Here is a 25474-nt window from a genome sequence, read left to right as displayed (position 1 = left end):
TCAGGCGCTCGCCGATCGCGAACCGGCCGGGATGCGCGTGGGACGGCGCCTGGTCTCCAGCAGCCGTTCGATCTGGCTCACGATATAGCAGTTCACATCGCCCATTCTCTCGGTGAATGCGCGCGACCGGGCGCGGAACGCCTGCCGGTCTTCGGCCAATGCGCGCTCCACCGCCTGTCCAAGGTCGTCGGCCGCATGAAGGCGGCTGATCAGCCCCGCCGCTTCCTGCTCGGCGACATAGCCATAGTCCTTGTCGATTTGGAGCAGCGCCGGAACCCCCAGCGTCACCGCCTCGCTGGCGACGGTGATGCTCTCCCCGCAGCACAATCGGCAATGCGCCAGCAGGTGGTGGAAGTCGGCGACTCCGCCGCGATAGCGCAAGGGTTCGAGATCGCCTGGCAGCGCGCCTTCGGCCGAGATGTGAACCTTGCCGCGCGCGCCGAGAACACGGACCAGCTCGCGCAGCCGGGCGGTCGAGAGACCGGACCGGCCATGATCGTGATTCGCCTGCCACGCGACCGTGCGGACAAGGAAATTGTCGCGGGCGGGATCCCATCCGGTCGCGCGGGCGATCTTCGGCGAGGGAAAGAAATGGCCGGGGTGCAGATAGGCGAACTGCTTGCCGCCCGCGAAGCGGAAGGTGCGGCCCCCGGCCTCAGCGCCGCGCCAGCTTTCGGGAACATGCCATTCGCTGATGAAGGGCAACGCCAGCCGAATCTGAAGGTCCGCATGCTCGGTATCGTAGAAGGACAGGCTCGGAATGCCGGTCAGCGCGCCGACATGCGCGATCGCGACGCCGCCGAAGCCGACCATCACATCGGGCCGGAACCGCCGCACGAGCCGCCACAGCCGCCAGTCGCGCCGCAGCAGCTCGATCGCAAGACCGGCGCGTCCCCTGCCGGCGCGGCCGAGCGGCACATGCGCGAGGCCGAGATCGTCGAGCAACGGGATCAGGACATCCTTGTCACGGCTTGCGATGCGCACGTCGATCCCGTTGCGCCGCAGCGCCTCGATCGCGTGGCGAAAGAACAGCGCGTCCGCCGGGTGGACCAGATCGAACAGGACCTTCATGCCGCGGCCTCGCGGCGTGCGTAGAGCGCGGAGGTTCGTCCGCGCAGATGGGCGACATGCCCCGCCGCGGCGCCGAGCAGATGGAGCCCGGCGGCGAAGGAGGCGATCCCGATCACCGGCACGACCATCAGCGCCAATCCCGCCGCCGCGCGCGGAAGCTGCTCGAGCAGGACCCGCGCCGCCGGAAGGTCGCGCAAGGCGGCCATGACGATCCCCTGCGCCCGGCTGCGGCCGAACTGATAGCGGATCGAAAGCCGGTCGGCGGTGATCGGCTCGGAAACGATGGCGGTCGGGCACCAGGACACGGCGAGGCCCGCGTCGCGCACCGCGCGGTAGAAGGCGGCGTCCGATCCCCCCGAATAGCGCATCGCGCTGTCGAACCACAGATCATGGTCGCGCACGATGGCGAGCTCGCACAGCCAGTTGCTGGTGTTGACCGGAACCGGCCGGCCGGCGGCCGCGTCCCGCTCCGCCCGCTTCTCGGCCAGCGATCGCCGGGCGATCAGGCTGCGGGCGAACAGGCGCCGCCAGGCGGGCAAGGCGTCGCGCGGCATCGTCCGGCGCAGGGGGCCGCCGATCAGCGCCGCGCCGGTCCGCTCCCAATGCGCGATCATCTCCCTCAGCCAGCCGCGCTCCGGCGTCTCGTCGTCGTCGAGGAAGCACAGCAGCCTGCCGCCGCCCGCAAGCCCCTCGCGAAGCGCGCGGTTGCGTGCGGCGGGAATGCCCGGCTCCGGTTCGACAACATAGCCAAACGCCGGCGCCTCCCGTTCGACCAGCGCGCGCGCGCTGCCCTGCGGATCGTTGTCGACGATCAGGAAACGGACCTCCCAATCCTCCGGCAGCGCCAGCCTGCTACACCCCCGCAACAGCTGGGCCACGTCCTCGGGCCGCTTGTAAGTCAGCGCCGCGACGTACACGATTGGCTTCATGGCAGCACCATCCTACACGCACCGCCCTGCAACACGGTGAATCGCGCGCGACACCTATCAGGATGGACCCCAGCATGAACGCCGGCGCCAATTGGTGGATACGATACCGGACGCCGATCAAGGCGGCGCTGTTTCCGCTCAGCCTGGGATGGGCCGCGGCGAACCGCTACGGATGGCTCGGCGAACCGGCGATCGGGTCCGCGCCGCATCTCAACCCCCGCGCGCTCGCATGCTGGCGCGAGGCGATGGCACACGCGAAGGTCTATCTGGAATATGGCGCCGGCGGATCGACCGTCGAGGCGGTCCAGTCCGCCGCGCATGTCGTCAGCGTCGAGACCGACGGGCGGTATCTTGCCGCAGTCGCGCGGCGCGTCGCCGGCATTGCCGGTCGCGGCGCCTTCCATCCGGTTCATGTCGATATCGGCTGGACGTCCAAATGGGGCCAGCCGGTCGTCACCCGGCGCTCGTCGGCGCGCCTCGCCAGATGGCGTCGCTATCCGTCCGCGCCCTGGGCGGTGCTGGAGAAGGAGGGCCTGGTCCCCGATTTCATCTTCGTCGACGGCCGTTTCCGCCTGGCCAGCGTGCTCGAATCCTTGCTTCGCCTGCCCGACGGATCCGATTGCCTGATCATGTTCGACGATTTCGAAGGCCGCGCGGCGACCTATGGCCGCGTGCTGGAGTTCGCCGAGGACGTGCAGCGGCTGGACGGCACGATCGCCTTCCGCCGCAGGCGCGACTTCGATCGCGCCCAATGCCGGCGCTATCTGGATTCGGCCCAGGGCGATCCGTTCTGACCGCACTCAGAAAGCGCCCAGCGCCGGACGGACGCCGCGCCGCGCTCGCGCAAGCAGCAGCAGCCCCGCGGTGAGCGCGAGGCCCGTCATCCACACCACCCGGCCGATCGCGGCGCCGACGAAACCGACCGCCGCGGGAACCGCCACCGCCGGGGACAGCAGCGCCACGACCGTCTCCCCCACGCCCAGCCCGGACGGCGCGATCATCGCCGCCGATCCGACGAACGAAGCGACGACGAAGACGGAGGATTGGCCGAAGCCGATCGCCGTCCCCACCGCCATCATGGCGAGGACGTAGCGCAGGGCTTCGAGCGGGAGCGAGACCAGCCGCATCAAGGCGACGATGCCCACCATCCGCCAATGCGCGAAGCGGGCGAAACCCGCGCCGCAGATCAGCAGCAGCGCCGCGCCCAATGTCGCGAACAGCGCGGCAAGCCGCCCCTGCCCGAGCCACATCAGCGCGCCGGCGGAATAGAGGAAGGCGAGGCCGCCCCACACCGCATAGGAGAGGACGATCATGGCGGAGCCCGCTCGGTAGCCGACGCCGTGCAGCTTCATCGCCGCCATCTTGGCGAGCGCCCCGCCCGGCAGCGGCAGCATGTTGGCGGCATTGGTGTAGACGGTGACCTCGAAGGCCGTCCGCCACGCCATCCGTCCCCCGCCGATCCGGCTGAGCGCATGGAGCTCGACCGAATTGAGCAAGGCGCCGACCGGCGCGCCGATGACCAGCAGCGCCAGCAAGGGTTCGTACCGCAGGCGGGAAGGCAGATCGGGCAGGCGCGACATGGCCCAGGCAAGTCCGCCGATGAACATCAGCAGCGCCAGCGCCAGCCCGTATTTGCGCAACCGGTCGCGCCGTTCCGAAATCCAGCGGAACGCCCGGTCGGCCGCTATGGCGAACCCCGCCATCGCCTTGCTCAGGCCGCCTTGCCGCGCGATGCCGGAACGGCGCGCCGGGGTGCGTCACCCATCCCATTCTCGATCCGCCGCACGCGTTCGAGCGTGGTCTCGAGCAGCTGCCGGTTGCGGCCGACCAGATCGGCGACGATGCCGAACATCACCGCGACGATGCCCAGGATCAGCAGCACGCCGCCCAGCACCAGCGACTGGACGTGCCCGTCGCCCTCGCCGATCGCATAATAATAGAGGAACCGCGCGATCGGCGCGAAGCCGATCAGCGCCGCCAGCAGCCCGGCCATCACGAACACGCGCAGCGGATTGTACATCGCATAGGCGCGCGCCATCGTCACCGCGGTGTTGGCGATGAACTGCGGGATGCTGGAGAACAGGCGCGAGGGGCGCATCGCCGCGTTGGTGCGCACCGGCACCGACGTCACCGCCATCCGCTTGCGCCCCGCCTGGATCAGCATCTCGGTGGTGTAGGAATAGCGCGACACGATGTAGATCCGCTCGGCCGCCGCCCGGCTGATCGCGCGGAAGCCGCTGACCGCGTCGGTCACCTCCGTCCCCGAAAAGCGCTGCACCACCGCGCTGCCCAGCCGCTGCAGCAGCCGCTTGCCCGGGGCGAAATGCGCGTTGTCGCGCACGCCGCGGTCGCCGATCACGACATCCGCCCAGCGATCGACGATCGGCGCGACCAGGGCGGCGATGTCGCGTCCGTCATACTGGTTGTCGGCATCGGTGTTGACGATGATGTCCGCGCCCGCGGCGAGCGCGGCGTCGATCCCGGTCTGGAATGCGGCGGCCAACCCGCGATTGGTGCGATGCCGCACGACATGGTGCACGCCCCAGCGGCGCGCGACCTCGCTGGTGCCGTCGCGGCTGCCGTCGTCGATCACCAGGAATTCGATGCTGTCGATCCCGGCGATCTCGCGCGGCAGGGCCAGCAGCGTGGTCGGCAGCGCCTCCGCCTCGTTGTAGCAGGGTATCTGGATGATGAGCTTCATCTGGCGCCGCGCCTCGATTGGGTGCGCCGATCCCTAAAGGGGAGTGGTTAACAACCTCTTCGAACATCGCCCGCCGAATGATCGCCGGCACGCCGTGGAGGGCGGCGAATAGTGCTGCTTATGCTGGAAGATTGGTGGACAGGGCTGGATTCGAACCGCGCCGGATCGACTTGACGATCCGGCCAACTGACAAAAGCTGGTTCGCGATGATGCAGGTATTGGTGGACAGGGCTGGAGGGGTGCCTGTGTTCCATTTTGCTGCCAAGCTGTTGATATTGTTTTGGCCGATCACAGCTAGTGTACCAAGTGTACCAAGCGTGATGTAGCGTACCGTAGCTCTAATCACGGTCTGGTGAAGGGGGAAGTTACGTCCCTTCTCATGCATATCCAAATCTGCTTGATGACGAGTGCATTTCACCCAAAATCGGTCGTCCGCTTCGAACTCCGTCGAGCCTGAACGCGGACGTTCGTTCAGCTCGGCCGGGCTCAATCCGCTGCTATCAACTCCGGGCCGCCGCCATGCTCCATCCCCTCCAGCGCCTGAAGGGCCTGTAGCACCATCACGAGGTTGTCGCGCCGTTCTCGCAGCTCTGCGTGGAAGCCGTCCCGTTGTTCCGCAGGGAAGGTGCCGAAATGTGGTCCTGGGCCGGCCATCCAAGAAACCTTGAGCTGCCGCGCCTGCCTAGCTCGGCGTACCGCTGAAAGGAAATCGTCTCGAGCCTGATGCCGCATGTGATCGTGCCATGCGCGGTGTTGACGTTCCAATTGAGGCATTTGCGCCCTCACAATCTCGTCCCGCAGCTCACCGTCTTCAAGCAGAGTGTTCGTGATGGTCCGCACCGCGTAAATGAGGTCGTTGATGCTCCTCCCGCGAGGATCGGCGGGAGGCTCTGGCGCAGGCGCAGCGACGACTTCCGGTTGAGGTCGGTCTCGCTGGCCCAGGAAGTATCCCAGTGTTGTGGCAGCGTACAACAAGAGGAGGCCGATTACCGGGTAGATCAGCCACAGCCACTCTCCGAGGCCGGAAAGCACCGCGTCGGGCTTGTGCTCCGCCATGACAGGCAGCCCCGCAAGTACGATCGTCAGCGCGAGGGCACCTATCGCCTTGTACTTCGTGAACAGTACCATCCCCACCCCCTTGCGCGACAATAACCAGCACCGCTCCTCCCTTCAATTCGTGCTGCCCAAGCACGATCGAAGGCGGTCAACCAAGCTCATGAACCGCGCGAAGAACTTGGAAAACTCGGTCGAAGCTTGGCCGTCACACCCATAGCGGATTTCATCGAACAATCGGCGATTGCCCTTCCTCCGCTTGGCATACCCCGCAACATAATCGGCGAAGCCGAGCTTGATGAGATCGGGATGGATGGGAACTCGGCGAACACCAGCGGCCGATTTGACATGCTTGAGATCGCCCCCGCGGTTGTTGTCCTCATTGATGGAGATGAAGGGGATGGGTCCAGCCAACGAGATGTCGCATAGGTGGAGCTGGATCAATTCGCCGAGCCGACAGCCTGTGTACAGACCCAGAATTGGCACCCAGAATTTCGCATCGCGGATCAGTGACGATCCCGGCACGAAACGGCGATGCCGCGACTTGCATCCCGTGAAGAGCGGGCTCTGGAATAGCATACGCAACTCGTCCTCCTGGAACGGGCGGCGGGTGCGCTGACCTTTAGGCTTCTTGTCGGCGATAATGCGAATGTCTTCAGCCGGGTTGGTGTCGATCAGCCCTTCAACCGATTTTCCCCAACGAAAAAACGCCTTTGTCGGTTCGAAGATGATGGTTGCGGTCTTGATCGCGATCCGGTGCTTCTCACTGGCCGTCTGTTTCTCCGCGAACGTCTGGGTAGGCGAGCGGCCATGATTTACCCGCAGGGCCAAGATGCCATTACGAAACGCGCGGATGTCATGTGCCGTAATACTGGCGATGGCTCGCTCTGCGCCGAGAAATTGCTCCAGATAGCCGAGCTGCCATATCCGAGCCTTGTGGGTGCGAGGCCGCCAGACCTTCCGATGCGTATCGAGGTACGATGCGATTGCGTGGCCGAGCCGAGGTCCGGTCGGCTCCGGGACGGACCTGAGCATCGGGGGGACGGCGGCTTCATCGACATTCGATCCACCTTGGCCGATCTCCTTGGCGAATAACGGGTCGACGGGCCGGATCGGAGCCAACCTGTCCTCAAGGCGAAGCAGGAAAACGTTCTGCTGCTCGACCAACGCTCGTGCCACACCGCTCAATAGATCGAGGCGGGCGACTTCACCGAGATCGAGCATGGAGCTGCCGTTGGCGACCAGCACCATATCGGCCCTGCTCTTCACCTGACCATCGAAGTCTTGGGTCAGCTGCTGTTGGCGCAACTGGATGATCCGATCCGTAGCCAAGGTCCGCTGTTCCTCGATCTCCAGTTCCGGTTCCGTCGTCTGCGGGATGTAGCCGCCGACCGCCTCGATCTCGGATACCAGATCGTGGAAACAGGCATGTACCAACTCACGCGCGCGGCCCTTCGTGAACGTTTCGGTACGAATCATATCGAACGCCTCCATCACTCTCGCCGCATAGAGTGCGGCCAATGATCGAGCCTTCTTGTGCGCGTAGGTCCCAAGGGACCGGCGAACCTCGGCTCGGTCGATGCAGTGACGAACGTCATCCGGAACCCGGACCCGCAGATGGTAGATGCCGTTACGTCGCTGGAGGTGCGGAGTGCGTACTCCGCTCAATGCGGCGTACCCCGGCCGAGGCCCCACCATGCTTGGGCCAGCCCTGCCGATATGATGCCTCGGCAGCCGGGCTTGTGTACCAAGCGAATGTACCAGCATCGGCGAAGGCAGGATAGTGCCTTCGTTAAGCCATTGGTGTTCCAGCTATATCCGAAGTTTTGGTGGACAGGGCTGGATTCGAACCAGCGTACGCTCACGCGGGCAGATTTACAGTCTGCTGCCTTTAACCACTCGGCCACCTGTCCGTTGGGGCCGCTTTCAAAAGCGAGGCGGTCACATGGCGAATGCCCCTCCGGCTGTCAACGGCTGGATTCGCGCGCTTGCGCCTGCGGGTCGCCATGCTAAGCCACCGCAATAAAATTACAGGGGAATCGTTCATGCGCCATCTGCTGCTCGCCGCCACCGCCCTGATCGCCGCCGCGCCCCTCGCCGCGCAGAGCGTCGATCGCCAGACGGTCAACAGGATCATCGACCAGGGCACCAACCAGAGCCAGGTGATGCAGATGGCGCAGCACATGACCGACGTGATCGGCCCGCGCCTGACCAACTCGCCGCAGATGCGCGAGGCGGAGGCCTGGGCGCAGGCCAGGTTCCGCGAGATGGGCCTGAAGAATGTCCGCGCCGAGGGCTTCGATTTCGGCCGCGGCTGGTCGATCGAGCGCTCCAGCGTCCGCATGACGACGCCGCGCCCGATCCAGCTGCGCGCGATCCCGATCGCCTGGACCCCCGCCACCAACGGCGCGCTCACCGCGCCCATCGTCGTCGCGCCGATGTCCGAGGAGGAGGATTTCGCCAAGTATCGCGGGACACTCGCCGGCAAGATCGTGCTCGTCACCCATCCCGGCCAGCCGAGCGATCCGACCGAGCCCGCCTTCAAGCGGCTGAGCGGCGAGGATCTCTCCAAGCTCGACAATTTCCAGCAGCCCACGCACGATCCGGAGGCCGCCAACCGCCGGCTCGAGCGGCTCGATTTCGCCAAGCGGCGCGACGCCTTCCTCAAGGCCGAGGGCGCGGTGGCCTGGGCGCAGATGGCGCGCCGCGACGGCGGGCTGCTCCACGGCGAGGGCTATCTCTTCAAGCGCGAGGACACGCCCGCGCTCCCCGCGGTCGAGATCGCGCAGGAGGATTATCGCCGCCTGACCCGCCTCGTCCGCCTGGGCAAGGCGCCGACGCTGGAGATCGTCAGCGACGTGACCTTCCACGACGAAGACCCGATGGCCTACAACATCATCGCCGACATTCCCGGAACCGATCCCGATGCCGGCTATGTCATGGCCGGCGCGCATTATGACAGCTGGGTCGGCGGCGACGGCGCGGTCGACAACGCCGCGGGCTCGGCGGTGGTGATGGAGGCGGCGCGCATCCTCACCGCGATCGGCGCGCGGCCGAAGCGGACGATCCGCTTCGTGCTGTGGAACGGCGAGGAGCAGGGGCTGCACGGCAGCTTCGCCTATGTCACCAAATATCTCGCCAGCCGCCCGCCCGAAACCGATCCGGCGAAGGCCCAGCTCGACCAATATTATACCTGGGGCAGCCGCTGGCCGATCACGCCCAAGCCGGGCTTCGACGACCTCGCCGCCTATTTCAACCTCGACAACGGATCGGGCCGGATCCGCGGCATCTATGCCGAAAACAACCCGGCGGTGGTGCCGATCTTCAAGGAATGGCTGGCGCCCTTCGCCTCGATGGACGCCTCGACCGTCGCGATCCGGCGGACCGGCGGCACCGATCATGTCTTCATGCAGCAGATCGGCGCGCCGGGGTATCAGTTCATCCAGGACCCGCTCGATTACGGCGCGCGCGCGCACCACACCTCGATCGACACCTATGACCGCCTCCGCGCGGAGGACATGCGCCAGAACGCGATCATCATGGCGAGCTTCCTGCTGAACGCCGCCAATGCCGACAAGGCGCTGCCGCGTCCGCCGCTGCCGCAGCGGCCGGTGCCGACCGATCCCTTCGCCTGGCCCAAGGACGACGACTGATCATGGCCGGCCGGCGCGGGCACAGGCCGCAGGGCAACGCCGCCCGCCCCCGCTTCTGGGGGCGGCACGCGGTGACGGCGGCGCTCGCCAATCCCCACCGCACCGCGCGCAAGCTGTGGGGCACGCGCGAGGCGTTGGGCCGGCTCGATCTGCCGCCGGTGCTGCCGGTGGTCTATGCCGACGTCGCCGATCTCGGCCGGATGGTGCCCGGCGACGCGCCGCACCAGGGGCTGGTGCTGGAGGTCGATCCGCTGGAGGACCTGTACCTCGACGAGCTGTTCACTGCGGGGCGAGACGACACCCGTCCGATCCTGGTGCTCGACCAGGTGACCGATCCGCACAATGTCGGCGCGGTGCTGCGCTCGGCGGCGGCGTTCGACGCGCTCGGCATCGTCACCCAGGACCGCCACTCGCCGCCCGAATCGGGCGCGCTCGCCCGCGCGGCGAGCGGGGCGCTGGAAACCGTGCCCTGGGTCCGCGTGGTCAACCTGTCGCGCGCGCTCGACGAGATGGCGGAGGCCGATTTCTGGCGCATCGGCCTGACCGGCCACGCGTCCGATCTGCTTGGGGAAGCGCTCGGCCAGCCCAAGGTCGCGCTGGTGCTCGGCGCCGAGGGCGAAGGGATGCGGCAGAATACGGAGGCGCATTGCGACGCGCTTGCGAAGCTGCCGATCTCGCCTAAGGTGGAAAGCCTGAACGTGTCCAACGCGGCGGCGATCGCGCTCTACGCAGTGGCCACGCGCTCTTCTTAAGTCCCTCCCCTTCAGGGGAGGGGTTGGGGTGGGGCTTGTCAGGACAAACCGGGGGGCAAGCCATGTTGCATTTCACCCGCATCGCGCTCGCGCTCGCAGCGCCGATTCTCCTCGCCAGCTGCGTCATCACGCCGGGCAAGTTCGTCTCCACCTTGCGGATCGACGCCGATCGCAGCTTCGCCTTCACCTATGTCGGCGAGGTCCATGCGATCGATGTGGGCAATGCGTTTGCAGAAGGCATGGCCGAAGGCCTGAGCGAGGGCATGACCGACGATCCCGATTCGGACGGCGCGACGTTCGAACCGATTGCCCAGGAGCAGGAGGAGGATGGGGCGGCCGCGAAGAAGGCCGAAACCGAAGCCAAGAACCGCGCCATCGCCGAGGCGCTCGCAAAGGAGGCGGGCTATCGCAAGGTCGAATATGCCGGCGACGGCAGGTTCCTGATCGACTATGCGATCGAAGGCCGCCTGACCCACAATTTCATCTACCCCTTCAATAGCGAGGCCGAGGTGATGTTCCCCTTCATCGCGATCGAGCTGAAGAAGAACGGCACCGTCCGCATGACCGCGCCCGCCTTCGCCAACCGGTCGGACGGCGGCGCCCCGGCCCAGCCCGATGCCGCGGCCAAGCTCGACGGCAGCTTCACCCTTTCGACCGACGCCGAGATCGTCAGCCAGAACAGCGAGGACGGCGCCACGACGGAAGGGACGCGCAAGTCCATAACCTGGCGCGCCACCCCCCTCACCAAGGCCGCCCCGATGGCGGTGCTGCGGATGGGGGAGTAGCAAACCGAACCAATTCCTCCCCCGCGTTAGCGGGGGAGGGGGACCACGCGCAGCGTGGTGGAGGGGGCTTGCCGCGAGCGCGCCGCTTGTGGCTTCCCCCTCCACCGTCCTTCGGACGGTCCCCCTCCCCCAGACAAGCTGGGGGAGGATTTAAGCAAACCCCCGCCGCTTCGCCGCCGCGCGCAGCTCCGCCTCGCGCCCGGGCGCCAGCGCCTCCATCCGCCGCGCATAGGCGGCGACCAGAGCCTCGCCCGCGCGCTCGGGCGACCCAGCGTCGAACGGCGGCTGCGGATCATATTCCAGGCCGAGCTGGACCATCCGCGCGTGGTCCGGCCCGCGCACCTCTGCCATCAGCGCGAAGGCGAAGTCGATCCCGGCGGTGACGCCGCCGCCGGTCATGCGGTTGCGGTCGATCACGTGGCGCGCCTTGACCGGCTCCGCGCCGAACAGGGCGAGGTGATGGTGCCACGCCCAATGCGTCGTCGCCCTGTATCCCTTGAGCAGCCCAGCCGCGCCCAGCACCAGCGATCCGGTGCACACGCTCGTCACCCAGCGCGCGGCGGTGCCGACGCCCTCGACCCAGGCCATCGCCGCATCGTCGGCCATCACCCCGGCGACGCCGATCCCGCCCGGCACGCACAGGATGTCGGCGCGCGGCACGTCGGCGAAGGCCGCGGTGGGCGCAATCGCGAACCCGGCGTCGGTCATCACCGGCGCCCTGTCCTTCCACACCAGGTCGAGCGTGACGTTGCCCAGCCGCGACAGCACCTGCGCCGGCCCGGTCAGGTCGAGCTGGGTGACGCCGGGAAACAGCAGGAACGCGACGGAAATCGGAGACAGTTCGGCCATGACGGGCCTCCTTCAAGCAAGAGGATGCCCAGGCGCCGCGGCTCAGCAAGCCCGCGCTCCCCGGTGGTGCTCCACCTTTCGCGCCAGTCACGCGGACGGTGCGAGGATAACGCAAACCTCGCCGTCAACCAACCCCGCCTGACTGCATAGGACCGCGTCGCCCCTGCGAAGGCAGGGGCCTCAGTCGGCAAGCGCGACGTCGGAAGCGCCACAAACCCAGCGGCCCCTGCCTTCGCAGGGGCGACGCTGAATCAGATGGCGCTCACCATCACCGGCAGCCCGCCTTTAGGCCTCAATGTCACGCTGCCGTGCAGCTCGACCGTGTGGCCTTCGACCAACGCGAACCGCCGCGCCGACAGCCAATGCGTCAGGATCACCAGCGCCTCGACTATGGCGAAGCGCGCGCCGACGCAGGTGCGTGGCCCAGCGCCGAAGGGGATGTACTGGAACCGATGCCGCGCCGCCTCGCGGCCGGGCGCGAAGCGTTCGGGATCGAACGCGTCGGCGTCGTCCCACAATTGCCGGTGCCGATGGATCAGCCACGGCCAGATCGAGACGAGATCGCCCGGCCCGACCGGCTCCCCGTGCAGCATGTCCGCCGCCACCGCCTCGCGATCGAAGCGCGGCGCGGGCGGATAAAGCCGCAGCGTCTCGTCGAGCACCTGGCGCAGATAGGGCAGGCGGTCGGCCAGCGTCGCCGGATCGCCCGCCACCGCCGCCAGCGCCTCGTTGCGCGCGCGGTCCTGCGCCCTCTGGTCGCCCGCCAGCAGGTAGATCGCCCAGGCGAGCGCGTTGGCGGTCGTCTCATGCCCGGCGAGATAGAAGGTCGCGGCATTGTCGATCGCCAGCATCGTCGCCTCGGCGGGCGGAAAGCGCGCATTGAGATCGCGGATCATCCCGCCCAGGAAGTCGTCGCCGCCTTCCGGCCCGCGCTCGCGGACGATGCTGGTCAGCGTCTCGCGCAGATAGCGCCGCCCGCGCTGCCCCACCCGCACGCTCCGCGTGATCGGCAGCGGGTTGAGCCCGAACAACGCCGAAAGCCGCGCCGCCCCCGCCGCCTCCAGCGCGGCGGTGATGTGGCGGCTGGCCTCCGCCGTGGTCAGCCGCGCATCGTCCGAGAACAGCGCGTCGGCGATGATCCGCATCGTCGTCTCGGTCGCCGCATGGGCGATGTCGATGCGCCCGCTCGTCGGCCAGTCCGCCATCTGCCGCTCGGCCGCCCCGGCCATCGTCCCCGCCAGCCGCGCGACCGCGCCGGGCGCGAAGCTCGGCGCCACCACCTTCCTCTGTGATCGCCACAGCTCGCCATCCGCAGTCAGCAGCCCGCGCCCCAGCATCGGCATCAGCAGCTTCTTGATGATCCGCGGCTTCTGGTAATTGGCCGCGTTGGTCAGCAGCACCCGCTCGACCGCATCCGGATGCCGCGGGAAATGGATGACGAGCCGCATCATCCGCCGCCTGACATGCCATTGCTCGAAGGCGAGCTTGGACCAGCCCGCCACCGAATTGCGCGCCCGCTCGCCGAAGAAGCCCGACCACCACGGCCCGAACGTCTCGGGCCGGGGCGGATGGGCTGGAACGAAACGGGTCGCCGAATCGGTCATCCGGCGAATATAGATCGCCGGACCGGCTATGCATCGCGTCACCGCCAGCGATGTTCGTCCGGGGACATTTGCGGGGTGATGCGATGACGAAGAAGACCCAGATCGTCATCGTCGGCGGCGGCGCGGGCGGGCTGGAGCTCGCCCGGCGGCTGGGCGCGCGCTACGGCCGCAAGCGGCACGACATCATCCTGGTCGACAAGAACCACACCCATGTGTGGAAGCCGCTGCTGCACGAGGTCGCGACCGGATCGCTCGACGCCAATCTGGACGAGGTCGGCTATCGCAGCCATTGCCACCGCTGGGGCTATCGCTTCTTCTTCGGCGCGCTGGAGGCGATCGACCGCGACACGCGCGAGATCGTCATCGCGCCGCTCTATGACGAGGACGGCAGCGAGCTGATCGCGCGCCACCGGCTGCGCTTCGACTATCTGGTGCTGGCGATGGGATCGGTCGGCAACGATTTCGGCACGCCCGGCGCGCGCGAGCATTGCATCTTCCTCGATGAGAGGCCCCAGGCGGACCGCTTCCGCAACCGGCTGCTCAACCACTGCCTGCGCGTCTCGCACGAGATGCTCGCCGATCCGGCGAGCGACGCGCATGTCAACATCGCCATCGTCGGCGGCGGCGCGACCGGGGTCGAGCTCGCCGCCGAGCTCTACAACGCCGCGGGCGGGCTCCGTCATTACGGGCTCGAGGTGTTCGACGAAGGGCGCCTCGGCGTCACGCTGATCGAGGCCGGCCCGCGCATCCTGCCGGCGCTGCCCGAGCGGCTGGCCGAGGCGGCCAGGGCCGAGCTGGAGGCGCTCGGCGTCACGGTCCTGACCGATACGCCGGTGACCGAGGTGACCGCCGACGCGGTGCTGCTCAAGTCGGGCGCGCGCGTGCCCGCCAATCTCAAGGTCTGGGCGGCGGGGGTGAAGGCCGCGCCGCTCGCCGGCGGCGACGATGACGGGCTGGAGCGCAGCCGCGCCGGCCAGTTCGTCGTCCGCCCGACGCTGCAGACCTCCAACGACGATCGCATCTTCGCGATCGGCGACTGCGCCTTCTGCCACTTGCCCGGCGACGAGCGCCCGGTGCCGCCGCGCGCGCAATCGGCGCACCAGATGGCGGCGACCGCCTATCGCAACCTGATCGCGCTTCAGGACGGCAAGCCGCTGCGCCCGTTCCGCTATCACGATCACGGTTCGCTGGTGTCGCTCAGCCGTTTTTCCACCGTCGGCAGCCTGATGGGCAATCTCGTCGGCGGGCGCATGGCGATCGAGGGCCGGCTGGCGCGCTTCGTCTACACCTCGCTCTACCGGATGCACCTGATCGCCATCCACGGCTGGCTGAAGGGCCTCGCGCTGATCGCCATCGGCCAGGTCAACGCCATCATCCGCCCGCGGCTGAAGCTGCATTAGAGCGGTTGAGCCCCATCCCCTCCAACGGAGACCAGGCCGCTACGCGCCCAGGTCTCCCATAAAGGAGGATCATCCTACCGAGACGTCGGCCAGGCCAGGGTCGCGACTATGGGGAAGTGATCGGAGGTCTGCATCTCGCCGCGATGGTCGGTCACCGTTTGGGTGCTCCGCACATCGAGGCCGCGGGTCAGGATCCAGTCGATCCGGCGATCGGCCTTGCCGGTGAAGTTGTGGAAGGTGTCGTCCGGCCCCGATCGCGACGGCGCGGCGATGCGCACGTCCGCCAACCGCTCGGTCAGCGCGGCGTGGATCTGGCTGTCGGGCGTCGTGTTGAAATCGCCGGTCAGCACGACCGGTATGTCCGCGGGCAACGCGTCGATGCGCTGGCGCAGCATCAGCGCGCCCTTCATCCGCGCGTCCTCGTCCTCCGCCCGATAGGGGAAATGGGTGTTGAGCACATAGAAGCGGCGCTTGTCGTCCTTGGTCTCGAACAGCGCCCAGGTCGTCATGCGCGGCAGCGGATGGCCCCAGCTGATGCTGCCCGGCACGTCGGGCGTGTCGGACAGCCAGAAATTGCCGAACTCGATCAGGTTCAGCCGGTCGCGGCGGTAGAACAGCCCCATATGCTCGTCGTCATGGCCGCCGCGCCGGTCGATGCCGATCCAGCCATAGGCGGGCAGCAGGCGGACGATATCGTCGCCCTGGCGCTTGTGCAGCTCCTGCGTGCCGATCACATCGGGCGCGATCCGGCGGATCATCTCGGCGGCGAGGCCGCGCCGGCGCTCCCAGCTGTTGACCCCCTTGTCGATGGGCAGCCGGACGTTGAAGCTCATCACCTCGATCGTGCCGTCGCGCGCCTGCGCGATGCCAGCGCCCAGCATGATCTGGCACAGGGCCGCGACGGCCAGCGATATCCATGTCAATCTGCTCATCGCGCCACGCTATACCGGCCGCTCCGCCGATTGCCAGAATTCGGTGCGCGCCGGCGACAAGACGGGTCCGGGCCAGGCCAAGGGCCGTGTCAATGTGGCGCATCGCTTTCGTCCCCGATCTGCGATAATATCTGTCCGTCGGTCGAGGGGGGAGGCTGGGCTGTGGGGAAGGATGCGTTCCTGAAGCTGTGCGGCTGTGGCCGCACCTCGGCGATCGCGGGCCGATGCGTGTCCTGATCGTAGAGGACAACGCCCGTCTGGCCGGGCTGTTCGCGCGCGGCATCGCCGAAAAGGGCTTCGCCGTGGACCGCGCCGGCAATCTCGCCCATGCCGAACAGGCGCTCAGGACCGCGACCTACGACGCGATGATCCTCGATCTCGGCCTGCCCGACGGCGACGGGCTGGCGTGGCTGCGCGCCAATGCGAACATGCTCGATCTGCCGATCCTGGTCATGACCGCGCGCGATGCGCTGGGCGATCGCGTCGCCGGGCTCGACGCGGGGGCCGACGATTATCTGGTCAAGCCGGTCGACATCGCCGAACTCGCCGCGCGGCTCCGCGCGCTGCTTCGCCGGCCGGGCTATCGCAACGCGCCGGTGATGCGGATCGGCGATCTGCAGTTCGACACCGCCGGGCGAACCGCGCGCAACGGCGAACGCGATATCGAGCTGACCCGGCGCGAGGCCGATCTGCTGGAACTGCTGATGCGGCGCGCCGGCACCGTGGTGAACAAGACGGCGATCACCGAAGCGCTCTATTCCTTCGAGGATCCGGTGACGCCCAACGCGATCGAGGCGATCGTCTCGCGGCTGCGCCACCGGCTGCTCGCGGCCGGCGCGGGCGAGGTGCTGATCACCATTCGCGGCACGGGATATATGCTGAGGGACCAGGCGCGGTGAGGGAGGCGGTTTCCGACCGGCTGACGCGCGGGCTGACAATAGTCGGGCTGACCGGCGGGCTGGCGTTGATCGCCTTCGTCAGCCTGGACGTCGATGTGCTGCTCGAACAGCAATCCGCGCAGGTCGGCTGGCGCGGCGAATGGCTCGAGATCGCCGAGCACGTCGTGCTGCCGCTGATATTGCTGATGCTGCCGATGTATCTCGGCATCCGGCTCGTCGTGCGCAGGTCGCTGGAACCGCTCTCGGCAAGCGCCCGGCATATCGACGCGGTCAAGGGCACCGAGCGCGGCTTTCGTCTGGACACCACCGGCTTCCCCGCTGAGCTGTTGCCGTTTGCCGATGCGATCAACAACCTGCTCGGCCGGCTGGACGATGTGGCGCACCGGCGCGAGACGGCGGCGGCCGAAGCCGCGCACGAGCTTAAGACGCCGCTCGCCATCCTCATGCTCGAGCTCGACCGGCTGGGCGGCCCCGACGCCGCGCGTCTGAAGGGGGATGTCAAGGAAATGAGCCGGCTGCTCGACCAGATGCTGCTGACTGCGCAGGTCGACGCGCACGCCACCGCCCCGGTGCCGCTGGAGATGGTGAGCCTGGCCGAGCTGGCCGAAGATGTCGTCATATGGCTCGCGCCGATCGCGCTGGAGCAGGGCAAGGAAATCGTGTTCGACCGGATCGAGAGCGGAATGGTGATGGCGCGCCGCGAACTGCTCCGCGCGGCGATGCGCAACCTGGTCGAGAACGGGCTGCGCGCCACGCCGACAAAGGGGACGGTGTTCGTGCTGGTCGGCCCAGGCCGGCAGTTTCGTGTCCGCGACGAAGGGCCGGGGTTGACCGCGGAGCAGCTCGACCGCCGAGTCCGCCGGCTGCCCCGGTCCGATCCGGATCATGTCGGCGGTGCGGGGATGGGGCTTTCGATCGTTTCGCGTATTATTACCGTCCATGGCGGCAGTCTGCAGACCATTCCCAAACAAAGGGAAATTGTTCTCGTCTTACCGGATCCCGGCACATCCGAAGTATAGGAAAGTGCTCGTCAGGCTGCCGTCAGGTTAACCGGCTATGCATAATCCCAGTCGCGAGTCGTTTCGGGTAAGGTGACGACAGAACACTTAACCTGGGATAATAACCTGGCTGCGATTCTGACCGAAATCTTTGAAGACAATCGACTTCGAGCCGAATTCAGCGTCATTTTGTGGGGAACTGACGTGGAGGGGATTCCGAACCATATTCTGGTGGCCGACGGCCAGCTGCTCTGCCGCGCCGGGCTGGCGGCGATGTTCAGCCGCGACCTGGGCATCGCCACGGTCGACGAGGCGGGCAGCTTCGATGACATGGTCGCGGCGATCGCCCGCAACCCGGGCATCGCGCTGGTGACGATCGACCTCGACCTGCCGGGCATGCGCGGACCTGAGAAGATCCGCCAGATGCGCTTGGATCATCCATCGCTTCGCGTCGTCATCGTCGCCGCGACGCGCGACCGCCAATCCGTGCTCGATGCGCTGTGCGCGGGCGTCCATGGCTATGTGCCCAAGGACCTGCCGGCGAGCGAGATGCTCGATGCATTCCGCAGCGTGCTCGCCGGGCATATCTATGTGCCGGCGCTGGTCAGCGATGTCTGCGCCAAGCCGCAGGCGTCGGCGCAGCGCAACGTCGCGCCGCACGATCAGAGCCTTACCGACCGGCAGTTCGAGGTGCTGGGGCTGCTCGCGGCGGGACGGTCCAACAAGGAGATCGCGCGCGCGTTGCGCATCGCGGAAGGCACGGTGAAGGTACACATCACCGCCGCGTTCCGCGCGCTTGGCGTGCACAACCGCGTCAGCGCTGCGGCGGCGCTGCACAATCTGCCCGAGCCGGAGGCCATGCGGGGCGCCTTCATCCCGGGCCTGTTCGCGCCCGAACGGCGAGGGCGGGGCGCCGGCCCCGCGGGCGGACCGGAGCCGCTTCCGCTCGCCAGCTGACGATATCGGTCGTTGCGCCGCCCGGGAGCGCCGCGACGCCAAGGAGCTTGTTATGTTGAGCGCCCTGATCGTCGAAGACGATGCCGCGGTCGCGCAGATGCTGAGCGCACTCGTCGAGCTAGACGGGCGATACCGCGTGACTGCGGTGGCGGACGATCTGGCGGGCGCGATGCGCGCCGCGGCGGAACAGCGTATCGACCTCGCGCTGGTGGATATCGCCCTGGCGCGCGAATCCTCGGGCTACGGCGTCGCCTGCGAGCTCAACCGGCGCGATATCTGCTGCATCTTCGTCACCGGCGGCGCGCCGCCTTTCGCGATGCCCGAATTCGCGCTCGGCTGCATCGAGAAGCCCTGCACGCTCGAGGCCGTGCACGCCGCGCTGGAGGCGGCGGCCACCCGGCTGGCCGGAAGCGAGCCGTCCGTCGCCGGCGCGAACGCCGGCTTCATGCTCTATTGAGCAAAGCTGCTGAACGCGCTGGAAAATATCACACAAGTTAAGATGGCTACGACGAAGGTCATAGTACCGGCCAAGCAAGTCATAGAGGACTAGTCCTTCCGGCTTTAATGCTTCAGCCCAATTGGTCTTGGGCGAATCTCCGCGCAAAATTCCATCCGAAGAAGCGGGCTTGAACACAGTTTGAGCATGACCGTCCCGAGCCGTGGGGGTTCGGGCGGGAAAAGGGTGCCGGCTTCGCAACGGAGGGCGTGATGGTTGATTTCATCAGGAGCGATCTCGAGTTCATTCTCCAGCAGATCAAGATTGCCGAGGCGCACGCGGCCGGAACGCCCCTCTATGGTCCCGGCGGCCAGATCCCGGCCTATAACATCCATTGGGGGCTGCGCACCGTCGACGGAAGCTACAACCATCTGCTGCCGGGCCAGGAGCGGTGGGGCGCGTCCGACGTGGAGTTCCCGACCCTGCTCGACCCGGTCTACCGCCCCGCGGACGGGACGGCGTTCGATCCCGACGGCCCCGGCGGCGCACCGCCCATGCCGACGGCGCCAAACTACAACCCCTCGAACGATCCCGATTCGCTGGTGTTCGACAGCAGCCTGCGGACGATCTCCAACCTGCTGGTCGATCAGACGCTGGGCAACCCGGCGGCGATCCTCGAAGGCCTCGACCGGGCCGGCAGCGCCGATCCCTTCGCGGATCTGGCCGCGATCACCGTGATCTATCAGGCGTTCAAGCCGGCCTCCGATGCCGAGTACCAGGCCCGGGTGGTCAAGCAGAACGCCGAGACCGCCGCGGTCGAAGCCGATGACGGCGATCCCGGGACGACCACCCCGGCCGAAGCCGCCGCCGCCGCCGCGCTCGCCGCGGCCACGGCTGCGCATGACGTTACCGTCGCCGATCTGGACGCGGCGCGCGTGGTGCGCGACGCCGCGCTCGCGCCCTATGGCATCGCCATGGACGGCGACAACGTCCATCTTCCCAACATCTCGCCGGACGGCGGCCTGTCGGCGTCGTTCAACTCGTGGTTCACCCTGTTCGGGCAGTTCTTCGATCACGGTCTCGATCTCGTCGCCAAGGGCGGCAGCGGCACGGTGTTCATCCCGCTGCAGCCGGACGATCCGCTCTATGTCGAGGGCAGCCACACCAACTTCATGGTGCTGACGCGCGCCACCGTGTCCGCCGGCGAGGACGGCATCATGGGCACCGCCGACGATGTCGGGCCGGTCAACAACACGACGTCCTTCGTCGATCAGAACCAGACCTATGCGTCGCATTCGTCGCACCAGGTCTTCCTGCGGCAATATATGGTGAACGCCGACGGCGAGCCGGTCGCGACCGGCAAGCTGATCGAGGGCGCGGGCGGGTCTCCGGGCGGCATGGCCACCTGGGGCGAGGTCAAGGCGCAGGCGCTGATGCTCGGCATCCTGCTGACCGATGACGATGTCGGCAACGTGCCGCTGCTGCGCACCGATCAATATGGCAACTTCATTCCCAACGCGGACGGTTACGCCCAGGTCATCACCGGCATCGGTCTTGACGGGATTCCGAACACGGCCGACGATGTCGTCATCTCCGGCACGCCGGACGCGCCCGTCGGCCTGGCCGCGGCGATCCGCACGGGCCACGCCTTCCTCGCCGACATCGCGCACACCGCCGTGCCCAACGGCCTGGAAGACGGCGACATCACCATCGGTCTGCTCAACCCGGGCAACAACCCGCTGGTCTATGACGACGAGCTGCTCGACGCGCACTTCATGGCGGGCGACGGCCGGGTGAACGAGAATGTCGGCCTGACCGCGGTCCACCATGTGTTCCATGCCGAACACAACCGCCTGGTCGATCACACCAAGGAGGTCACCCTTGCCGATGCGGCGGCGATGCTCGCCGGCGGCGCATCGCAGGCCGATGCCGTGGCGTTCCTCAACGAATGGCTGATCGACGACGTGACCTCGGTGCCGGACACCCCCGCGGAGATCGCCGCGCTGGTGTGGGATGGCGAACGCCTGTTCCAGGCCGCGAGGTTCGGCAACGAGATGCAGTATCAGCACCTCGTGTTCGAAGAATTCGCGCGCAAGATCCAGCCGCAGGTCGATGCCTTCATCGTGCCCGACGGCTTCGACACCACGATCAATCCCGATATCGTCGCGGAGTTCGCGCACGTCGTCTATCGCTTCGGCCATTCGATGCTGACCGAGGATATCGATCGGTTCGGCCCGACCTTCACGCCGAACGACATCTCCCTGATCGACGGCTTCCTCAATCCCGTGCAGTTCAACGGCGTCAACGGCGCGATCGAGGACGGCCTCGCCGCCGGCGACATCATCCGCGGCATGACCCGCCAGGTCGGCAACGAGATCGACGAGTTCGTCACCAGCGCGCTGCGCAACAACCTGCTCGGCCTGCCGCTCGATCTCGCGACGATCAACCTCGCGCGCGGCCGCGACACGGGCGTTCCGTCGCTCAACGCCGCTCGCCGCGAATTCTACGAGGTGACCAACAACGACGCCCGGCTCAAGCCCTATGAAAGCTGGGTGGACTTCGCCGGGAACATCAAGAACGAGGCGTCGATCATCAACTTCATCGCGGCCTATGGCCTGCATCCGCTGATCACCTCGCAAACCACGGTGGAGGGCAAGCGCAACGCGGCGATGGAGATCATCTTCGGCACCGATATGGGTGTCGGGGATACGGGCGTGCCCGCCGATGCGGAGGACTTCCTCAACAGCACCGGCGCCTGGGCGAGCTCGCCCGACGGCGTGACGACCACCGGCCTCGACAATGTCGACCTGTGGATCGGCGGCCTGGCCGAGAAGATCCTGCCGTTCGGCGGCATGCTCGGCTCGACCTTCAACTTCGTGTTCGAAGTGCAGATGGAGCAGCTGCAGAATGGCGACCGCTTCTACTATCTGCAGCGGCTCGACGGCCTGCATCTGTTCAGCGAGCTCGAGGGCAATTCCTTCGCCAGCATGATGATGCGGCACTCCGATGCCACGCATCTGCCGTCGGACGTGTTCTCGCGGCCGGGATTGATCCTGGAGGTCGACTCGACCCGCCAGTTCAACGATCTGGACGGCGACGGCGATCTGGAGAGCGGCGATCCAACCGGCGGCGGCATCCTGACGCCGCTGGTCATCCGCAACAATCCGGGCACCGTTGGTCCCGACACCAACTATCTGCGCTATACCGGTGACGAGCATGTCGTGCTGGGCGGCACCGACGGCGCCGATATCATCATCGCGAGCGAAGGCGACGACACCATCTTTGGCGATGGCGGCAACGACACGCTGGAAGGCGGCGCCGGCAACGACATCATCAATGCCGGCGACGGCGACGATGTCGTGCGCGATCTGGGCGGCGACGACAACATCAAGCTCGGCGACGGCCATGACGTCATCAACACCGGCCCGGGTCTCGACCTGGTGCTCGGCGGGCGCGGCCAGGACTTCATCGTCCTGGGCAACGATGCCGGATCGGAGGTGTTCGCAGGGGAAGGCAACGACTTCATCCTGGGCAACATCACCGCCGAACGCATCCTCGGCAACGAGGGCGACGACTGGATCGAGCACGGCACCTTCGACGGCGCGCCCGGCGACAATTTCGACGAGGTGTTCGCCCAGGACGGCATCGACGGGCACGACGTGTTCTTCGGCCTCGGCGGGTTCGACGAGTTCATCGGCGAAGGCGGCGACGACATCATGGTCGGCAGCCCGGGCCGCGGCAAGCTGGCCGGCATGTCCGGCTGGGACTGGGCGACCTACAAGGACAATGATTTCGGGGTCGACGCGGATCTGACCCGGGGAATCGTGTTCGATGAGAACCCGACGCCGCCTGCAAATGCCACGCTGGACGCCTATGAGGCGATCGAAGGCCTCTCGGGCTCCCATTTCGACGACATCCTGACGGGCGCCGACACCATCGCGGACGAACGCCTGCCGTTCGCCCAAGGCGGCACCGAAGGATATCGCGGCAGCGCGCTGGATGCGGACGGCATCGCCCGCATCGACGGCCTGCAGGAACTGCTGGGCGCGGGCGTCGACTCGTTCATCGCCGGCGACATCCTCCTCGGCGGCGACGGCAGCGACGTCATCAGCGGCCGGGGTGGCGACGACATCATCGACGGCGACAGCTGGCTGAACGTGCGCATCAGCGTGCGGGAATCGGTCGGCCCGAACGGCGGCGTCGGTGATGAAATCGCCACGGCGGACAGCATGAGCGAACTCGTCACCCTGATGTTCAACCGCACCTATAATCCCGGTCAACTGGCGATCGTGCGGGAGATCCTGTCCAGTGACTCGCTCGACGACACGGATGTCGCGAGGTTCCAGGGGAATCTGGCCGATTATCTGATCGAGGGCCGCGTTCTGGCTGGCGATGTGGTGATTACCGCGGCCGCCGACGTGAATGGCGACGGCTTCATTTCGGTTACCGACAGTGTCGACGATCGCGACGGCACCGACAGGGTCCGAAATGTAGAGGCCCTGCAATTCCTCGACCAGACGGTCACACTTACCGCTCCCACCGACATCCGTTGGTTGGGCGTCAGGCCCGCCGATGGAGCCTTGCCGGGATCGAACGTCGTAATCGCCAATCTGGCGACGGTGGACGTCGACAACTCACCTGTCACATGGTCGAAGGTCGGCGGCGACGCGAACATCCAGGTCTCCGCGGCCGGCGCAGTGTCGCGCACCGGCGGGTTTGGAACAAATGCGACCTATCTGGTCGATATCCGAGCGCTGGAAACCGGACCTGGCGGCGGGTCTTTCACCGAGACGTTCACCATTCGCACCGGCACGAACGGAGGTAATACGATCAACGGCGGCAACGCCACCGACATTATCTATGGCGCGGGCGGAAACGACACGCTCAACGGCGGCGTCGGAGACGATACGCTGTACGGCCAGGCCGGCAACGACACGCTCAACGGCGGTGCAGGAAATGATGATCTGGTTGGCGGCGGGAGCGGCGACGCCATAAACGGCGGCGCCGGCGATGACACCATCCGGTATGCGATCGGCGATGGTATCGATACCGTCAATGGCGGGGCCGATACGGACACGCTGGTGGTCACCGCCGCCGCTGGCAACACCACACATGTCCTGGACGTGGTGTTCAATGGCACGTCGATCACCCAGCTCGAAGGCGGCGCCGTCAGCAATGTCGAGGCGGTCACCGTCGATCTGCTGGGCGGCGTCGATGCGATCAGCTACACCGGAACAACCGCGGCGGTGACGGTCGATCTTACCGCCGGCACCGGCTCGGGCTTCGCCTCGATCGCCAATGTCGAAAATGTCATGGGCGGCAGCGGCAACGATGTGCTGATCGGTGTTGCAGGTGTGGCCAATGTACTCAACGGCGCCGGGGGCAGTGACACTTTCACCGTCCACGATGCCAGCGACACCGTCACGGAAGCGGGCGGCGTCGGTGGTGGCGTCGATATCGTACGATCGTTGGCGGCTGCATACACCATCAGTGACAACGACGTTGAGAACCTGACTTTGCTCGGCGCGGCCAATATAAACGGCACCGGTAACGCGTCCGCCAATGTCCTTACCGGCAATTCGGGCAACAACGTGCTGAACGGCATGGCCGGGGCCGACACCGTGCTCGCCGGCGACGGTAACGATACGATCAACCAGACCAGTACCCAGGGACGCGACTTCATCGATGGCGGCGGCGGCAGCGACACCTATCAGCTGACCGGCGTCGCGGGTGCGGAGACGTTCACCATCTTCACCCGTGCGGCGTGGGATGCCCTGGCCGGGAACAACGGCGCTTCGCTTCAGGCCGGCACCGAGATCGTCGTCACCCGCAACGGGACGAATTTCGCCTCGGTGATCGCTGAACTCGACAATATCGAGGAGATCAGCGTCAACGCGCTCAACGTCAGCGCCAATGACGGCAATGGCGTGCCGAACGGCGGCGTGAACGGCGGCGACACGATCAATGTCGTCGGCAACTTCAACGCGCCCGAGACGAGCCTGAGCTTCAGCACCATCACGGTGAACGGCGGCCGGGGCAACGACACGGTCAACATATCGGGGCTGACGTCGGATCACCGCATCGTGTTCAACGCCGGCGGCGGCAACGACAAGATGATCGGCGCGGTGCGTCCGCAAGACGTGCTGAACGGGTCGATCAGCCATGACGGAGCTCCGGCCGCCCAAGCCGGTCGGCTGCCCGATTGGGCCGATTTCGCCCGGGATGTCGTCGGCAGGTTCGGTGGTGAGAATGCGGCGCTGCCGGCGGTGGTGTCGCTTCGCGACACGAGGCAGGCGGAGCACGTCTTCGCGCGGTCGCCGGCCTTCGACTATCAGGACTTCGATAGCCTTGTCGATGCCCGGATGTCGGCGCTGTCGCTCCACCACTACGACTATCTGATCTAGCAAGATCAGATCGAGCGCCGGACGCCGTACCCCAGCGGCGTCCGGCGAGCG

Annotated in this window: 20 protein-coding genes, 1 tRNA gene and 1 riboswitch; of the genes, 10 read left to right on the top strand and 11 right to left on the bottom strand. The window is 67.0% G+C overall.

All coding sequences use genetic code 11. The annotated features are described in order from the left end of the window. Both D1610_RS07930 and D1610_RS07925 read right to left on the bottom strand, forming a co-directional pair. Positions 1-1071 carry a DUF354 domain-containing protein gene (locus tag D1610_RS07930; RefSeq protein ID WP_118863569.1) on the bottom strand — a complete coding sequence of 357 codons (1071 nt, stop codon included), beginning with the start codon at positions 1069-1071 and terminating at the stop codon, positions 1-3. Further along, entirely contained in the window at positions 1068-2000 is a 933-nt protein-coding gene (locus D1610_RS07925) for a glycosyltransferase family 2 protein (RefSeq protein WP_118863568.1), read from the bottom strand. The genes D1610_RS07930 and D1610_RS07925 overlap by 4 nt, the downstream gene beginning before the upstream one ends. A gap of 74 nt (positions 2001-2074) precedes the next feature. On the opposite strand from D1610_RS07925, the gene D1610_RS07920 reads away from it, so the two are divergent. After that, on the top strand, positions 2075-2794 hold the full coding sequence (locus tag D1610_RS07920) for a hypothetical protein (protein WP_147414293.1): 720 nt from the start codon (positions 2075-2077) through the stop codon (positions 2792-2794). A 6-nt stretch (positions 2795-2800) separates the two neighbouring features. On the opposite strand, the gene D1610_RS07915 is transcribed toward D1610_RS07920, so the two are convergent. The 6 genes from D1610_RS07915 to D1610_RS07895 form a co-directional block, all read right to left on the bottom strand. Then, positions 2801-3703, bottom strand: coding sequence for a hypothetical protein (locus D1610_RS07915; RefSeq protein ID WP_118863566.1), 903 nt, complete (start codon positions 3701-3703; stop codon positions 2801-2803). A gap of 8 nt (positions 3704-3711) precedes the next feature. Further along, positions 3712-4701 (bottom strand): glycosyltransferase family 2 protein, encoded by a 990-nt coding sequence (locus tag D1610_RS07910; protein WP_118863565.1) that lies wholly within the window; start codon positions 4699-4701, stop codon positions 3712-3714. Positions 4702-4819: 118 nt separating this feature from the next. Further along, positions 4820-5191 carry a hypothetical protein gene (locus D1610_RS16845; protein WP_147414292.1) on the bottom strand — a complete coding sequence of 124 codons (372 nt, stop codon included), beginning with the start codon at positions 5189-5191 and terminating at the stop codon, positions 4820-4822. Then, on the bottom strand, positions 5188-5829 hold the full coding sequence (locus D1610_RS07905; protein WP_118863564.1) for a hypothetical protein: 642 nt from the start codon (positions 5827-5829) through the stop codon (positions 5188-5190). Before D1610_RS07905 ends, D1610_RS16845 begins: the two co-directional genes overlap by 4 nt. A 42-nt stretch (positions 5830-5871) precedes the next feature. Further along, the gene (locus D1610_RS07900) at positions 5872-7452 is read right to left on the bottom strand and encodes a DUF6538 domain-containing protein (RefSeq protein ID WP_342768326.1); all 1581 of its coding nucleotides are present in this window, start codon (positions 7450-7452) and stop codon (positions 5872-5874) included. A gap of 129 nt (positions 7453-7581) precedes the next feature. After that, a tRNA-Tyr gene (locus D1610_RS07895) sits at positions 7582-7667 on the bottom strand. A gap of 132 nt (positions 7668-7799) precedes the next feature. Here D1610_RS07895 and D1610_RS07890 point away from each other — a divergent pair. The 3 genes from D1610_RS07890 to D1610_RS07880 all read left to right on the top strand — a co-directional run bounded on the left by D1610_RS07890 (position 7800) and on the right by D1610_RS07880 (position 10944). Beyond that, a complete protein-coding gene (locus D1610_RS07890; protein WP_118863562.1) occupies positions 7800-9407 on the top strand; it encodes a M20/M25/M40 family metallo-hydrolase in 1608 nt (535 codons plus the stop codon). A gap of 2 nt (positions 9408-9409) precedes the next feature. Continuing rightward, complete coding sequence (gene rlmB / locus D1610_RS07885) at positions 9410-10159, top strand: 23S rRNA (guanosine(2251)-2'-O)-methyltransferase RlmB (RefSeq protein ID WP_118863561.1); 750 nt, start codon at positions 9410-9412, stop codon at positions 10157-10159. A gap of 62 nt (positions 10160-10221) precedes the next feature. Next, on the top strand, positions 10222-10944 hold the full coding sequence (locus D1610_RS07880) for a hypothetical protein (RefSeq protein ID WP_118863560.1): 723 nt from the start codon (positions 10222-10224) through the stop codon (positions 10942-10944). A gap of 150 nt (positions 10945-11094) precedes the next feature. Here the strand turns inward: D1610_RS07880 and D1610_RS07875 are convergent, their stop codons facing one another. Both D1610_RS07875 and D1610_RS07870 read right to left on the bottom strand, forming a co-directional pair. Further along, positions 11095-11793, bottom strand: coding sequence for a DJ-1/PfpI family protein (locus D1610_RS07875; protein ID WP_118863559.1), 699 nt, complete (start codon positions 11791-11793; stop codon positions 11095-11097). Between the two features lie 19 nt (positions 11794-11812). Beyond that, a riboswitch (ZMP/ZTP riboswitch) is annotated at positions 11813-11894 on the bottom strand. Positions 11895-12044: 150 nt separating this feature from the next. Further along, positions 12045-13397 carry a cytochrome P450 gene (locus tag D1610_RS07870; protein ID WP_118863558.1) on the bottom strand — a complete coding sequence of 451 codons (1353 nt, stop codon included), beginning with the start codon at positions 13395-13397 and terminating at the stop codon, positions 12045-12047. Positions 13398-13480: 83 nt separating this feature from the next. On the opposite strand from D1610_RS07870, the gene D1610_RS07865 reads away from it, so the two are divergent. Then, positions 13481-14797 carry an NAD(P)/FAD-dependent oxidoreductase gene (locus D1610_RS07865; RefSeq protein ID WP_118863557.1) on the top strand — a complete coding sequence of 439 codons (1317 nt, stop codon included), beginning with the start codon at positions 13481-13483 and terminating at the stop codon, positions 14795-14797. A gap of 74 nt (positions 14798-14871) precedes the next feature. On the opposite strand, the gene D1610_RS07860 is transcribed toward D1610_RS07865, so the two are convergent. Further along, positions 14872-15729, bottom strand: coding sequence for an endonuclease/exonuclease/phosphatase family protein (locus D1610_RS07860; RefSeq protein WP_118863556.1), 858 nt, complete (start codon positions 15727-15729; stop codon positions 14872-14874). 224 nt (positions 15730-15953) lie between these two features. Here D1610_RS07860 and D1610_RS07855 point away from each other — a divergent pair, with 224 nt between their 5' ends. From D1610_RS07855 to D1610_RS07835, 5 genes are all read left to right on the top strand, one after another. Beyond that, positions 15954-16628 carry a response regulator transcription factor gene (locus D1610_RS07855; protein WP_118863555.1) on the top strand — a complete coding sequence of 225 codons (675 nt, stop codon included), beginning with the start codon at positions 15954-15956 and terminating at the stop codon, positions 16626-16628. Further along, positions 16625-17647: a sensor histidine kinase gene (locus D1610_RS07850; protein ID WP_118863554.1), complete on the top strand. Its 1023-nt coding sequence runs from the start codon at positions 16625-16627 to the stop codon at positions 17645-17647. Before D1610_RS07855 ends, D1610_RS07850 begins: the two co-directional genes overlap by 4 nt. Positions 17648-17830: 183 nt before the next feature. Next, positions 17831-18583, top strand: a complete 753-nt coding sequence (locus tag D1610_RS07845) for a LuxR C-terminal-related transcriptional regulator (protein ID WP_182466740.1) — start codon at positions 17831-17833, stop codon at positions 18581-18583. Between the two features lie 52 nt (positions 18584-18635). Continuing rightward, positions 18636-19040 (top strand): response regulator, encoded by a 405-nt coding sequence (locus D1610_RS07840; protein ID WP_118863552.1) that lies wholly within the window; start codon positions 18636-18638, stop codon positions 19038-19040. A gap of 251 nt (positions 19041-19291) precedes the next feature. Next, a complete protein-coding gene (locus tag D1610_RS07835; RefSeq protein WP_118863551.1) occupies positions 19292-25423 on the top strand; it encodes a peroxidase family protein in 6132 nt (2043 codons plus the stop codon). Positions 25424-25474: the final 51 nt, after the last annotated feature.

It is taken from the genome of Sphingomonas gilva (assembly GCF_003515075.1).
In the GTDB taxonomy this organism is placed as follows: Bacteria; Pseudomonadota; Alphaproteobacteria; order Sphingomonadales; family Sphingomonadaceae; genus Sphingomonas; species Sphingomonas gilva.
Note: the sequence above shows the minus strand (reverse complement) of the source record. Positions and strands in the feature narration are given on the sequence as shown.